The 12,638-nt window shown below is 51.1% G+C and carries 11 protein-coding genes and 1 pseudogene; 8 read left to right on the top strand and 4 right to left on the bottom strand.

Annotation, left to right across the window (positions count from 1 at the left end; all coding sequences use genetic code 11):
* Positions 1-2,214: pseudogene (gene clpA / locus ACFQ0F_RS04560) on the top strand (ATP-dependent Clp protease ATP-binding subunit ClpA); the annotation flags it as partial.
* A gap of 222 nt (positions 2,215-2,436) precedes the next feature.
* On the opposite strand, the gene ppsR reads toward clpA, so the two are convergent.
* Positions 2,437-3,261 carry a posphoenolpyruvate synthetase regulatory kinase/phosphorylase PpsR gene (gene ppsR / locus ACFQ0F_RS04555; protein ID WP_379069560.1) on the bottom strand — a complete coding sequence of 275 codons (825 nt, stop codon included), beginning with the start codon at positions 3,259-3,261 and terminating at the stop codon, positions 2,437-2,439.
* A gap of 290 nt (positions 3,262-3,551) precedes the next feature.
* Between ppsR and ppsA the strand changes: the two genes are divergently transcribed.
* A complete protein-coding gene (ppsA, locus tag ACFQ0F_RS04550; RefSeq protein ID WP_379069557.1) occupies positions 3,552-5,924 on the top strand; it encodes a phosphoenolpyruvate synthase in 2,373 nt (790 codons plus the stop codon).
* Positions 5,925-6,017: 93 nt separating this feature from the next.
* The gene (locus ACFQ0F_RS04545; protein ID WP_340674775.1) at positions 6,018-6,416 is read left to right on the top strand and encodes a Rieske (2Fe-2S) protein; all 399 of its coding nucleotides are present in this window, start codon (positions 6,018-6,020) and stop codon (positions 6,414-6,416) included.
* Here ACFQ0F_RS04545 and ACFQ0F_RS04540 read toward each other — a convergent pair.
* Positions 6,322-7,047 carry a lytic transglycosylase domain-containing protein gene (locus ACFQ0F_RS04540; RefSeq protein ID WP_340674774.1) on the bottom strand — a complete coding sequence of 242 codons (726 nt, stop codon included), beginning with the start codon at positions 7,045-7,047 and terminating at the stop codon, positions 6,322-6,324. The two genes, ACFQ0F_RS04545 and ACFQ0F_RS04540, sit on opposite strands and share 95 nt — an antisense overlap.
* Positions 7,048-7,122: 75 nt before the next feature.
* Between ACFQ0F_RS04540 and ACFQ0F_RS04535 the strand changes: the two genes are divergently transcribed.
* Positions 7,123-7,788 (top strand): NAD(P)H-binding protein, encoded by a 666-nt coding sequence (locus ACFQ0F_RS04535; RefSeq protein ID WP_379069553.1) that lies wholly within the window; start codon positions 7,123-7,125, stop codon positions 7,786-7,788.
* A 13-nt stretch (positions 7,789-7,801) separates the two neighbouring features.
* On the top strand, positions 7,802-8,281 hold the full coding sequence (rraA, locus tag ACFQ0F_RS04530; protein ID WP_379069550.1) for a ribonuclease E activity regulator RraA: 480 nt from the start codon (positions 7,802-7,804) through the stop codon (positions 8,279-8,281).
* Here rraA and ACFQ0F_RS04525 read toward each other — a convergent pair whose 3' ends face one another.
* Together ACFQ0F_RS04525 and ACFQ0F_RS04520 are read right to left on the bottom strand one after the other, a co-directional pair.
* Positions 8,282-9,262 carry a magnesium and cobalt transport protein CorA gene (locus ACFQ0F_RS04525; RefSeq protein WP_340674771.1) on the bottom strand — a complete coding sequence of 327 codons (981 nt, stop codon included), beginning with the start codon at positions 9,260-9,262 and terminating at the stop codon, positions 8,282-8,284.
* A 145-nt stretch (positions 9,263-9,407) separates the two neighbouring features.
* The gene (locus tag ACFQ0F_RS04520; RefSeq protein ID WP_340674770.1) at positions 9,408-10,394 is read right to left on the bottom strand and encodes a malate dehydrogenase; all 987 of its coding nucleotides are present in this window, start codon (positions 10,392-10,394) and stop codon (positions 9,408-9,410) included.
* 201 nt (positions 10,395-10,595) lie between these two features.
* On the opposite strand from ACFQ0F_RS04520, the gene ACFQ0F_RS04515 reads away from it, so the two are divergent.
* The 3 genes from ACFQ0F_RS04515 to ACFQ0F_RS04505 all read left to right on the top strand — a co-directional run bounded on the left by ACFQ0F_RS04515 (position 10,596) and on the right by ACFQ0F_RS04505 (position 12,636).
* Positions 10,596-11,198, top strand: coding sequence for a 6-pyruvoyl trahydropterin synthase family protein (locus tag ACFQ0F_RS04515; RefSeq protein ID WP_340674769.1), 603 nt, complete (start codon positions 10,596-10,598; stop codon positions 11,196-11,198).
* A gap of 261 nt (positions 11,199-11,459) precedes the next feature.
* A complete protein-coding gene (locus ACFQ0F_RS04510; protein WP_379069545.1) occupies positions 11,460-12,341 on the top strand; it encodes an NAD(+) kinase in 882 nt (293 codons plus the stop codon).
* A 25-nt stretch (positions 12,342-12,366) separates the two neighbouring features.
* Entirely contained in the window at positions 12,367-12,636 is a 270-nt protein-coding gene (locus ACFQ0F_RS04505) for a DUF1315 family protein (RefSeq protein ID WP_340674767.1), read from the top strand.
* Positions 12,637-12,638 lie beyond the last annotated feature (2 nt).

The following is a 12,638-nucleotide window of genomic DNA, read 5'->3' as shown; positions in this document are numbered from 1 at the left end:
ATGTTAAGTCGGGAACTAGAACTGACCCTCAATGTGGCATTCCGTGAGGCAAGAGCAAAACGCCATGAGTTCATCACGGTGGAACATTTATTGCTGTCACTACTGGATAACGAGTCAGCAGTCGCTGCGCTACAAGCTTGCGGTGGCGAATCCGATGCCATGCGTCGTGAATTAACAACCTATATAGATGATGCAACGCCTGTGTTGCCAGAGCCCGATGGTGGGCGCGAGACACAACCTACGCTTGGCTTTCAGCGCGTTCTACAGCGCGCCGTGTTTCATGTGCAGTCTTCCGGCAAGCGCCAAGTAGTCGGCGCTAATGTCTTGGTGGCGCTGTTCTCTGAGCAAGAATCGCATGCGGTGTACCTACTGAAGCAGCAGGGCATTGGCCGTCTAGATGTGGTTAATTACTTGTCGCATGGAAGCTCATCCTCAAATGAAGATGAGCCAAAAATTAATGAGTCCTCTGAAGCAGAGGGTGGAGCTGAAGCCGTTGCCGATTCGGCATTGGTGAACTACACCGTTAATTTAAACGAGATGGCGAAAAAGGGCCGCATAGATCCGCTAGTTGGTCGCGAGCCAGAAATTGAGCGTGCGATTCAAGTGCTATGCCGTCGTCGCAAAAATAATCCTATCTTGGTGGGTGAACCGGGCGTCGGCAAAACCGCCATCGCTGAAGGTTTGGCGTGGTTGATTGTCGAAGGTAAAGTGCCCGATGCTATTGCCGATGGCGTGGTGTATTCGCTGGATATTGGCGCTTTGCTGGCGGGCACAAAATACCGTGGCGACTTCGAAAAACGCTTTAAAGCTTTGATTAATGAACTGATCGATAAGCCCAGCGCCATTTTGTTTATCGATGAAATTCACACCATCATTGGTGCTGGTTCAGCTGGCGGCGGCGTGCTCGATGTTTCGAATCTGCTTAAACCTGCGCTTTCTAACGGCACACTAAAGTGCATGGGATCAACGACTTACCAAGAGTACCGTAACCTATTTGAGAAGGATGGTGCGCTATCACGCCGCTTCCATAAGATTGATGTGGAAGAGCCCAGCGTTGATGAAACCTATCGCATTTTACGTGGCCTGAAGTCGCGTTTCGAAGAGCATCACGGCGTGCGTTATCACGACAAGGCGCTGCTCTCGGCCGCCACGCTTGCCGATCGCTATATTAATGAGCGCTTCCTGCCCGATAAAGCCATCGACTTGATCGACGAAGCCGGCGCTTATCAGCGTTTGCAGCCAGTGAGTAAGCGCAAAAAAGTCATCACAGTTGCTGACATCGAAGAGATGGTGGCAAAAGTTGCGCGCATACCTGCAAAGGCTATTTCGTCTAATGACAAAGAAGCGCTGCGCAATCTTGAGCGTGATTTGAAAATGACGGTGTTTGGTCAAGATGCTGCCATTGATTCGCTAGCCGCCGCGATCAAACTATCGCGCGCTGGCCTGAAGTCGCCCGAGAAACCAATTGGCAGCTTCTTGTTTTCTGGCCCAACGGGCGTTGGTAAAACCGAAGTCACGCGACAACTGGCTCGCACGCTAGGCATTGAGTTGATACGTTTCGATATGTCCGAATATATGGAGCGTCACACCGTATCTCGCTTGATTGGTGCGCCACCAGGCTATGTTGGTTTTGACCAAGGTGGTTTGCTTACCGAAGCTGTGACCAAGCATCCGCATTGCGTATTGCTGCTTGATGAAATCGAAAAGGCGCATCCAGAGGTATTTAACCTGCTGCTACAGGTTATGGATCACGGCACTCTGACCGATAACAATGGCCGCAAAGCTGACTTCCGTCATGTGGTGTTGGTTATGACGACTAACGCCGGTGCTGAACAAATCAGCCGCTCGAGCATGGGCTTTACACATCAGGATCACAGTAGCGACGGTACTGAGGCGCTGAAGAAAACCTTCACCCCTGAGTTCCGTAACCGTCTCGATGGCATTATCGCGTTTTCTGCGCTCGATCCTTCGGTCATTGGCAGTGTGGTCGATAAGTTCTTGGTTGAGCTACAGGCTCAGCTCGACGACAAGCATGTGCTGCTTGATGTCGATGAAGATGCACGTACGTGGCTGGCTGAGAAAGGCTATGACCGCTTGATGGGTGCGCGTCCGATGGCGCGTGTGCTGCAAGAGCACCTGAAGAAGCCGTTGGCCGAGATGATTCTTTTCGGCAAGCTTGCTGATAAAGGTGGGCGCGTTGCGGTGTCTGTTAAAGATGGGGCATTGGTGCTTGAGGCTGAGGTCGTTAGTAAGCGGGAGCTTGCTAAGACTGTTTAGAGGTATTTTGGTGTGGGGTCGAGACCATGGGGTGGGTGAGCCACGCTGCGCTATGCTTCACCCACCCCATGGTCTCGACCCCACATTCGGAATTATCTGTGGCTTGGACTCTTGAGCCGCAGCCCAGGCACCTTTGTCAGTTAAAGACTAACGCTCAGCTCACAAAGACCGCCGCTTAAGCCCAACCGACGCCATAATTCGAGTAGAAATCTCCTCAATCGACAAATGCGTCGCTTGAATAAACGGTACGCCCTCGCGGTTAAACATCGCCTCCACAGCGCGAACTTCTTTTTGGCACTGGCTCAGCGACGCATAGCCCGAGTTTGCGCGTCGTTCATTACGGATTGCAGATAAGCGTATTGGATCGATGGTTAAGCCAAATATCTTATGTTTATGCTCGCGTAATGAGCTGGGGAGGCGAAGGTCATCAAAGTCATCTTCGGTAAGTGGGTAGTTGCCAACAAAGATCCCAAATTGCAAAGCCATATATAGCGACGTCGGTGTTTTGCCAGATCGTGAGACGCCAACCAAAATAAGATCCGCTTTGTCGTAGTGTCGAGTGCGGGCGCCATCATCGTTATCGAGCGCAAAATGCACCGCATCAATGCGAATATTGTAGCTCTTGTTATCAATAATAGAATGCGACTTACCGATGGCATTGACAGCCTGAGTAGCAAGCTCGGTTTGTAGTTTGCCGACGAATGTTTCAAACACATCCATCATAAAGCCATCAGCACGAGCGATAACGTCACGAATATCTTTGTCGACAATGGTGTCGATAATAATCGGGCGATTTGCTGTGCCTTCTTGATTTGCTACGCGGTTGATTTCCTTTGCTACTGCCTCGGCTTTTTCAACGGTATCGATATAAGGCAGTGTGCTTTCCTCAAACTCGACATTTTCAAACTGAGCAAGCAGGCTGTGGCCTAAGGTTTCGGCGGTGATCCCGGTGCCATCGGAGACGAAAAATACGGTGCGCTTCATGTTTTCCCCGTTTATTTTCAAAATAAATAGATGTTATTTATTTGGTGAATGGTATGGCCGGTCAGATAGCGCCAATGTATTTCTAGTCTGCCATGAAAAAAGACAATTAAAAACAACTGACTAGTCTATTGCGTAAGCCCATGTCGAAGCCAATAAAAGCCTGCGACCTTGGTCGTAAAACCCGATGAGGAAAACAGCAAAGGCGAAAAGCATAGAGTAGAATCAATTCACTCAGTCGCAGCGTGTGATCCACCGCGACGCGATTTCTCACCCCAACAGGGAGCATCACCGTGGCTAATCTTGTCATTCCGTTTCAGCAGTTAGGTAAACACGATGTCGACACCGTCGGCGGCAAAAACGCTTCTTTAGGCGAAATGATCAGTAATCTGGCCAATGCCGGTGTCTCTGTTCCTGGTGGTTTTGCAACCACAGCGCAAGCGTATCGCGATTTTCTAGAACAAAGCGGTTTGAACAAACGAATTAACGATGTGCTCGACGCGCTTAATGTTGATGACGTTGTGGCCTTGGCTGTAGCAGGCAAGAAAATCCGTCAGTGGGTTGTCGAAACGCCATTGCTGCCAGCTTTAGAAGCTGAAGTTCGCCAGCACTTCGACGAACTGACCGGCGGTAATGAGCAAATGCCGGTAGCTGTCCGTTCGTCGGCAACCGCAGAAGATTTACCTGATGCCTCGTTTGCTGGCCAACAAGAAACCTTCCTCAATATTCGTGGCTTCGACAATGTGCTCGTTGCCATCAAAGAAGTGTTTGCCTCCTTGTTTAATGACCGCGCGATTGCTTACCGCGTTCACCAAGGCTTTGAGCACAAACTGGTGGCTTTGTCTGCCGGCATCCAACGTATGGTGCGTTCGGAAATTGGTACCGCTGGCGTTTTGTTTACGCTAGATACCGAGTCTGGTTTCCGTGATGTCGTTTTTATCACTGCCTCTTACGGTTTGGGCGAAATGGTGGTGCAGGGCGCAGTAAACCCCGATGAGTTTTATGTACACAAAGGCACATTGAATGCCGGTCGCCCAGCAGTACTTCGTCGTAATTTGGGCACGAAAGCGCAAAAAATGATTTATGGCGATAGCGGTGCTGCTGGCCATTCCACGCAAATCGTTGATGTTGATAAAGCTGAACGTGCCGTTTTTGCACTAAGCGATGCTGAAATTGAAGAGTTATCGCGTCAAGCACTGATTATTGAGAAACACTACGGTTCGCCAATGGACATCGAGTGGGCGAAAGATGGCGACGACGGCAAGCTCTACATCGTGCAGGCGCGCCCTGAAACCGTGAAAAGCCGCCAAAACGTCGGCACCATGGAGCGTTACCTACTCAAGCAAAAAGGCAAAGTGCTGTGCGAAGGCCGCTCGATTGGCCAGCGTATTGGCTCTGGCGTAGTTCGTGTTGTGCGCTCAATCAAAGAGATGGACAAAGTGCAGCCTGGTGATGTCCTAGTGTCTGATATGACTGATCCTGATTGGGAACCGGTAATGAAGCGCGCCAGCGCCATCATTACTAACCGAGGTGGCCGTACTTGCCACGCCGCTATCATTGCGCGCGAATTAGGTGTTCCGGCCATTGTTGGTTGCGGCAATGCCACTGACATCTTGAAAGATGGCATGGAAGTGACAGCATCATGTGCTGAAGGCGACACCGGCTTTATTTACGAAGGCTTGCTCGACTTCGAGATTCAGAAAAACTCGATTGAATCGATGCCGAAACTGCCATTCAAAATCATGATGAACATCGGCAACCCCGATCGTGCATTCGATTTTGCTACATTGCCCAACGAAGGCATTGGCTTGGCGCGTCTTGAGTTCATCATCAACCGCATGATTGGTGTGCATCCGAAAGCACTGCTGAACTACGACACGTTGCCACGAGACATTAAGCAAGCTGTTGATCAACGCTGTGCCGGTTATGCATCACCAGTCGATTTCTATGTCGATAAACTGACTGAAGGTATTGCTACGCTAGCGGCGGCTTTCTATCCGAAAAAAGTCATCGTGCGCATGTCGGACTTTAAGTCCAACGAATACGCCAACTTGATCGGCGGTAAGCTCTACGAGCCGGAAGAAGAAAACCCAATGCTCGGCTTCCGTGGTGCTAGCCGCTACATCTCTGACAATTTCCGCGATTGCTTCGATCTTGAAGTACGTGCGCTGAAAAAAGTTCGCGATGTCATGGGCTTAACCAACGTCGAAATCATGATTCCGTTCGTGCGCACACCAACAGGTGCCGCTAAAGTTATTGAATTATTGGCAGAAAAGGGCCTCAAGCGCGGTGAGAACGGTCTACGCATCATCATGATGTGTGAGCTGCCGACTAACGCCATCATGGCTGATGAGTTCTTGCAGCATTTCGATGGCTTCTCAATCGGATCCAATGATTTAACACAGCTAACGTTGGGCCTAGATCGTGACTCCGGTATCGTCTCGCATCTATTTGATGAGCGTGACCCGGCTGTGAAGTTCTTGCTCTCGCGCGCCATTAAGGCTTGTCATGATGCTGGCAAGTACATTGGTATTTGTGGCCAAGGCCCATCAGACCATCCTGACTTTGCGCAATGGTTAATGGAGCAGGGCATTGATTCGGTGTCGTTGAACCCAGACTCAGTGCTAGCAACGTGGTTCTACTTATCGGAAAATCACGGTAAGTAATTTGCCGTAGTTTCTGATACGTACAGCATGAAAGGCGGGGTAACCCGCCTTTCGGCTATCTACTGTTTGATTAGTGTTGGGTGAGCCTAAGCCATGACTTATGTTGTGCTAGAAAAACTCATGTATTTAGACGATGGCTATCGCGGTGAGTTCTCGGTCGATGGCGTGCCGTTATTACTGATTCAGGAAAATGGTCAGCGTTATTTAGTGCGCAACCAATGCCCACATCGGCAAGCAGAGCTAAGGTCGGCGAATATTGCTCAAGCCGATGGCGAGAGAAACTTAAGCCTACGCTGTGTGAAGCATGGTTGGCGTTTCGATGTGGTTACTGGGGAGTGCAAAATGCCAGGTCCTGGGCCTTGCCTAAGTCGTTACGCCTTAGTGCTCGAGGGCGCGACTATTGGGGTGCTGACGCCACTTGAGGCACTACCTGCGCATACAGCCGCTGATAACGACTCATTACGCGAGCCACATAATCTTTGGTCTCGCTAAACGGCGGAATGCCACCATAGCGATCAACATTGCCTTGGCCCGCGTTATAGGCGGCTAGGGCGATTTTCACGTCTTTATATCGGTTCAGCAGATAGCGTAAATGTTTGCTGCCGGCCTCAATATTTTGTTCAGGATCCCAGACATTGGCTACGCGATACTGGTCGGCGGTGGCAGGCATCAGTTGCATTAATCCTTGCGCACCAGGGCCAGAGCGCGCATTAGGGTTAAAGCCCGATTCAGTATGTATCACTGCCTTTACCAGGCCAAAGTCGAGATTATGCTTAGCCGCTGCGGCAGCAATGACGGCATCAAACGCATGTTTATTTTTGCTGGCACTGGGGCGCACGGAGGTCTCATCTGTTCCCCAGTTGCCATAGCGATGGACATTGGTGTCGGCATACCAGGTTACTTTAATTAGCCTTTGATAACGCTTATCGGCTGCCTGCAATGGCTTTTTACCACCGGCAGCGACTTGGTTGGTTAGCAGCATATTGCCGTTGGCATCTTGAAAGCGATAGAGCTTTTCGGCCTGAACTGGTGTTGCGCACAGGCAGCAAGCCATCAAAGCTAGGGCGCCACGACGGCTCGCGCAAAGGCGCTGTCGGCGATAAATGGCGGGCAATGATGGCATGAGGTCCTCGGCTAGTGCTGACGGCGGCGGCGCTTGCGGGTAGAGTCGCGCAGTGTAGGTCTTAAGGATAGTGCTATGTCGGGTATTTTGTTAGCAGGCGCCAGTGGTTTTATTGGTGAAAAATTAATTCGTCTATTAGAGCAAGCGCCATCACGGCCTAAGCTGATGAGCGTTGGTCGGCGACCGCTGCCTTTTTTGAAGCGAAAGTCGCGCGTGCAAGAACATATTGCTAACTTCAATTCGCTTGAAGGCTGGATGACCACGTGGCAGGCCGAAGCAGCCGTGTGCTGTCTTGGCACCACCATCAAAACCGCAGGCAGCCAAGCGGCATTTCGCGCGGTCGATTACGATGCCGTGATCGCATTTGCGCGTTTAGCCAAACGCATCGGCGTGCAGCACTTTATTGTAGTCAGCGCAGTTGGCGCCTCGACAAGCTCGGCGTCGTTTTATTCGCGTGTGAAAGGTGAGATGGAAGCGGCATTGCAAACGATGGGTTTTGCCACGCTGAGCATTGTGCAGCCGTCACTTTTGCTTGGAGAGCGTGCCGAGCAGCGCCTTGGCGAGCGTATTGGTCAAGTCGTATCTATGCCTTTAGCGCCTTTGCTGATGGGGCCTTTATCATCTTATCGGCCAATTCACGGCGCTGATGTGGCGAAAGCCATGGCGACCTTAGCATTAGGGCCGATGCCCAAGTATGGCGTTGAGCGTTTACACTATAACGACTTGATGGCTTTGAACTAAACAGGAGCGAACGATGTCTTTTGTAACTTGCGATTTATGTGATGACCACGCCGATGTCGTGCGTGTTTGCGAGCCGATGTTTTCTAACTTTGGCGGCTCGTTAGCTTTCGGCGGCGCCATGGTTACGGTGAAATGTTTCGAAGACAATTCGCGCGTTAAAGAACTGCTGGCAACTCCTGGCGATGGCCGTGTGTTAGTGGTTGATGGCGGCGGATCGCTGCGCTGTGCCTTACTTGGCGACATGATTGCCGAGAGCGCTGTAAATCAAGGTTGGGCTGGCGTTATCGTTTATGGCTGCATTCGCGATGTCGATGCCATCGCTGAGCTGGAGCTGGGCGTGCAGGCGCTGGCATCGATTCCGCTTAAAAGTGTGCGCAAAGGCGTCGGTGAGGTCGATGTGCCAGTGACCTTTGGTGGCATCACCTTCCGTCCTGGCGAATATGTCTATGCCGACAACAACGGTGTCATCACCGCACCGCACGCATTGATCTAGCTACATCCAACCCGCTCGTCGCAATGTACTGTGCAGTTTCAGGCAGGCGAGCGTGGTTAAAACAACCACGGCTGGATAGGCGTAGGGCAAGCTTAGCTCCGGCATAAACTTGAAGTTCATGCCATAAATACTGGTGACTAAAGTGGGCAGTGCCAGTAGCGCAGCCCATCCTGCAAGCTTCTTTACAACCTCGTTCTGCTTAACGGTAACCAGCGATAAATTCACTTGAATGGCCGAACTCAGCAGCTCGTTAAGCGCATCGATAGCTTCATTAATGCGGGTGCAATGGTCGGCAATATCGCGAAAATAAGGGCGAATGGCTGGGTGCACGAGATTATCTGTAGCGTGGCTTAATTCCTGTGCGATATCTTGCATAGGCGATGAGGCTAAACGCAGCGTAATGAGCTCACGCTTGAGTATATAGAGCCGTTTAATGGTGCCGCGTTTGTAATGCGGTAAGAAAATATCAGCTTCAAGCTGGTGCAACGTCTGCTTAAAGTCTTCCACTATGGGCACGTAGTTATCAACGATAAAATCCAGCACGGCGTATAGCGGATAGCTTGGGCCGTGCGCTAACTGCTGTGGGCGCGCTTCAACGCGCTGGCGCATGGTGGCGTAGGAGTGTGAGGGGCCGTGACGTACGCTAATGATAAAGCGCTCGCCTATAAATAAATGCGTTTCGCCAAACACAATCCGTGAGCCTTCGCGCTCAGCGGTATGCACGACGACAAAGCGTTGTGTGCCATAGGCTTCTATTTTCGGGCGCTGATGGGCTCTTAGTGCATCCTCTACAGCCAACTCGTGTAAATCAAACTGGTTTTGCAGCAGCGTTAATGTGTCGGCATCGGGCTCGTGTAGGCCAATCCATAAAAATGCTTGCGGATTGGCGGCGAGAAAGTCCCGTGACTTGGCCAGCTCAACGCGTTCGATTTGCTTGCCAGTATTATCGTAGGCAATGGAGTTGATGATGCCGTTGGGCATGGGCGACCTCTGTTTTTATTTTTAGCGAAGAAAGGCTGATGGCAGCGAGAAAGTTATTGGTCTAGAGCATGCCATGATTTTTTCATATGCCATATAAAAACAAACCCGCACTAGGCGGGTTTGTTTTTAACGCAGGAGCGATTGCTTAGGAAAGCAAATGCGCCACGCCGTCACGTTCTTCAAGCAGCTCATTGAGCGTGAAGTCCATGCGTTCACGTGAGAAGGCATCAATTTCTAAGCCTTCAACGCGTGTGTATTCGCCGTTTGCACAAGTCACTGGCACGCCGTACATGACACCTTCAGGGATGCCGTAGCTACCGTCGGATGGAATGCCCATGGTGACCCATTTGCCATTGGTGCCTAGGGCCCAATCGTGCATGTGGTCAATGGCAGCGTTGGCAGCAGAGGCTGCTGACGACAAGCCGCGAGCTTCGATGATGGCGCCGCCGCGCTTGCCAACGGTTGGCAAGAACACATTACGGTTCCAGTCTTCATCGTTGATCATGTCTTTAACGCTAGCACCAGCGATAGTGGCGAAGCGGTAATCGGCATACATAGTTGGTGAGTGGTTGCCCCACACGGTCATGGTTTCAATGGCGGCAACGTCTTTACCAGTTTTGCTGGCCAACTGCGATAGGGCGCGGTTGTGGTCTAAACGCAGCATGGCAGTGAAGTTTTTCGCTGGTAGATCAGGTGCTGATTTCATGGCGATATAGGCGTTGGTGTTAGCTGGGTTGCCAACGACCAACACTTTGACATTGCGCGATGCCACGTCGTTTAAGGCCTTGCCTTGCACGGTGAAGATTTTCGCGTTTTCTTGCAAAAGATCGCTACGTTCCATGCCTGGGCCGCGTGGGCGAGCGCCAACGAGCAGGGCGTAGTCAGCATCTTTGAAAGCAACATTTGGGTCATCGCTACCAACCATGCCGGCCAGCAGTGGGAATGCGCAGTCGTCGAGCTCCATCATCACGCCTTTTAGCGCAGCCTGGGCTTTCTCGAAAGGCACTTCCAGCATTTGTAAAATAACGGGCTGGTCTTTGCCGAGCATTTCGCCAGAGGCAATGCGGAACAATAGGCTATAACCGATTTGGCCGGCGGCGCCGGTAACTGCTACGCGAACGGGCTGTTTCATGAATAAAACTCCTGATGGGGCGTTTGAATAGAGGTTGTCTGGGGTCATGAGCGGATAGCCCAGGTGACAACACAAGCCGTGGGCGATTGTACAAGCCTGTCGCGAAACTTGCGACTGAAAATGCCGCCGCTTATCGCGTGATTTTGCTAGACTATGGGCCACGAAGAGCTGGTTTTTCCCTACGATATTGCGAGTGAGTACATGTTAATTCGAAAGCTGTTTCGCTTTGAAAATGCGCATATTGTGCGTAATTGCAGTAGCGATCGCTGTAAGCGCTCGATTCATGGCCACAGCTATCAAGTAGAAGTTCTGCTCGAAGCCCACGCCTTAGATAACGGCCAAATGGTCTACGACTTTGGCCTGATGAAAGACGATATTCGTAATCTTATCGATGCCTTTGACCATGCTGTGGCGTTTTGGGATGAAGATGACGCCGACTATATTGCCGCGTGTAAGCAGTTTAGCGCGCGTTGGGTTGCCTTACCGGTATCGCCATCGGCAGAGCAGTTTTCAAGAGTATTTTTCACGCTAGTTGACCGTGCATTAAGCCTTACCGATATGGCTAATGGCGAGCAAGATGTGCGACTGCACTCAGTCATTGTTCATGAAACTACTACTGGCTACGCCCAGTGCTTTCGCGATGACATCGATAATCCGCGCATTGGCCCTATTGATATGGCGCGCGTTGAGTTCTCTGAACAAGTGCAAGAAGAATGGCCAGACAGCACGCTTTGGCAGCGCCTGCAGCGAGGTGAGCGCAAGCAGAATCCAGTGGTTGTGCAGCAAGTTATTGCCAAGCAGTAATTCGCTGTCACGACACTGTCATCTATCTAGGCTTAACTCTCCTGACCAAATAAAAAGTCAGAAGAGAGAAAAGTATGGACATGGAACGAGAAGAGTTTTGGGAACGCGATGAGCTAGAACTTTGGCTAAGCGATGAACCAAACGTTGATGATGCTGTTGAAATCTAAAACCCGCACCTAAAATATAGCCGCAGTTATTGAAACGCCTTTCGCCCATTGAGTGTAGTCGCTAGACTAATCGCAACGCGCTAAAGGTTAGCCCATGGATTCCTTTCGAAATATTGGCTTAATGGGCCGCCCCGGCAATGCCGCGGTGGCTGACACATTAAGCGATCTGCATCGTTACCTCGTCGCTCAAGGCCGCCACGTCATTTATGACGATGATACGGCTGAGATCATGGGGCGCGATGATATTCAAGCTTGTTCAAAAGCTCAGCTCGGTGAAGCCTGCGACCTGATTATTGTTGTCGGTGGTGATGGCTCTTTGCTGCACGCTGGCCGCACGCTCGCTCGTGCAAATACTCCTGTGCTTGGCATTAACCGTGGCCGTTTGGGCTTTCTCACCGATATTTTGCCGAGTGAGATAGAGCAGCAAGTGGGCGCAGTTTTATCTGGGCAGTACAGCGAGGATGTGCGCTTTTTGCTAAGTGCCACTGTGGTGCGCAATGGCCGTGAAGAGAGCGAGATGCTGGCGCTTAATGATGTCATTTTGCACACCGGCACCACTGTACACATGATCGAGTTTGAGCTTTATATCGAAGGTCAGTTCGTTTATCGACTGCGTTCCGATGGCCTAATTATCTCCACACCGACAGGCTCCACGGCTTATGCCTTATCCGGTGGCGGTCCAATTTTGCATCCAAAACTCGATGCCATCGGCCTTGTGCCCATGCATCCACACACGCTCAGTAGCCGACCCATTGTTGTCGATGGCAATAGCGAAATTAAGATTCTAGTATTGTCGGACATCCCGCCGCGCGTGAGTACCGATGGCCAGCCCGGGCAGATTTTGCAGGCCGGCGATTGGATTTATGTGCGTAAGCATCCATTCAAATTGCGCTTATTGCACCCACCAGGCCATGATTTTTATGCCGCTTGCCGCACCAAACTCGGCTGGAATAGCCATCAAGCCGGCATCGATTAATCCATTTTAAGTTTCAGAGAGTGACATGAACGAAGCCGTATTAGCGCGCATGCTCGATGTACTAACGCCAGACATCGTTGCCAACTTAAAGCGTGCGGTGGAACTGGGTAAATGGCCGGATGGCAAGCGCCTAACGCGCGAGCAATTAGAAACCTGCATGCAGGCGGTTATTGTCTGGGAGAAGCAGCATTTGCCGGTACAAGAGCACAGCGGCTACATCCATAAAGAGCAAAAGGAAGGTGAGGTCTGCGACGACCCATCAGTGGTAGAAAAGCCGGTTAAGTTTCTGCACTAAAC

This window comes from Paraperlucidibaca wandonensis, assembly GCF_042677145.1.
In the GTDB taxonomy this organism is placed as follows: domain Bacteria; phylum Pseudomonadota; class Gammaproteobacteria; order Pseudomonadales; family Moraxellaceae; genus Perlucidibaca; species Perlucidibaca wandonensis.
The sequence above is the reverse complement of the archived record's forward strand: the minus strand, read 5'-3'. Positions and strand labels throughout refer to the sequence as shown.

Coding starts and splice junctions, on each gene's coding strand:
- ACFQ0F_RS04540 (WP_340674774.1), bottom strand. CDS start 7,047: ATGCCATCATTGCCCGCCATTTATCGCCGACAGCGCCTTTGCGCGAGC.
- ACFQ0F_RS04505 (WP_340674767.1), top strand. CDS start 12,367: ATGAACGAAGCCGTATTAGCGCGCATGCTCGATGTACTAACGCCAGAC.
- ACFQ0F_RS04525 (WP_340674771.1), bottom strand. CDS start 9,262: ATGCCCAACGGCATCATCAACTCCATTGCCTACGATAATACTGGCAAG.
- ACFQ0F_RS04520 (WP_340674770.1), bottom strand. CDS start 10,394: ATGAAACAGCCCGTTCGCGTAGCAGTTACCGGCGCCGCCGGCCAAATC.
- rraA (WP_379069550.1), top strand. CDS start 7,802: ATGTCTTTTGTAACTTGCGATTTATGTGATGACCACGCCGATGTCGTG.
- ACFQ0F_RS04545 (WP_340674775.1), top strand. CDS start 6,018: ATGACTTATGTTGTGCTAGAAAAACTCATGTATTTAGACGATGGCTAT.
- ACFQ0F_RS04535 (WP_379069553.1), top strand. CDS start 7,123: ATGTCGGGTATTTTGTTAGCAGGCGCCAGTGGTTTTATTGGTGAAAAA.
- ACFQ0F_RS04515 (WP_340674769.1), top strand. CDS start 10,596: ATGTTAATTCGAAAGCTGTTTCGCTTTGAAAATGCGCATATTGTGCGT.
- ACFQ0F_RS04510 (WP_379069545.1), top strand. CDS start 11,460: ATGGATTCCTTTCGAAATATTGGCTTAATGGGCCGCCCCGGCAATGCC.
- ppsR (WP_379069560.1), bottom strand. CDS start 3,261: ATGAAGCGCACCGTATTTTTCGTCTCCGATGGCACCGGGATCACCGCC.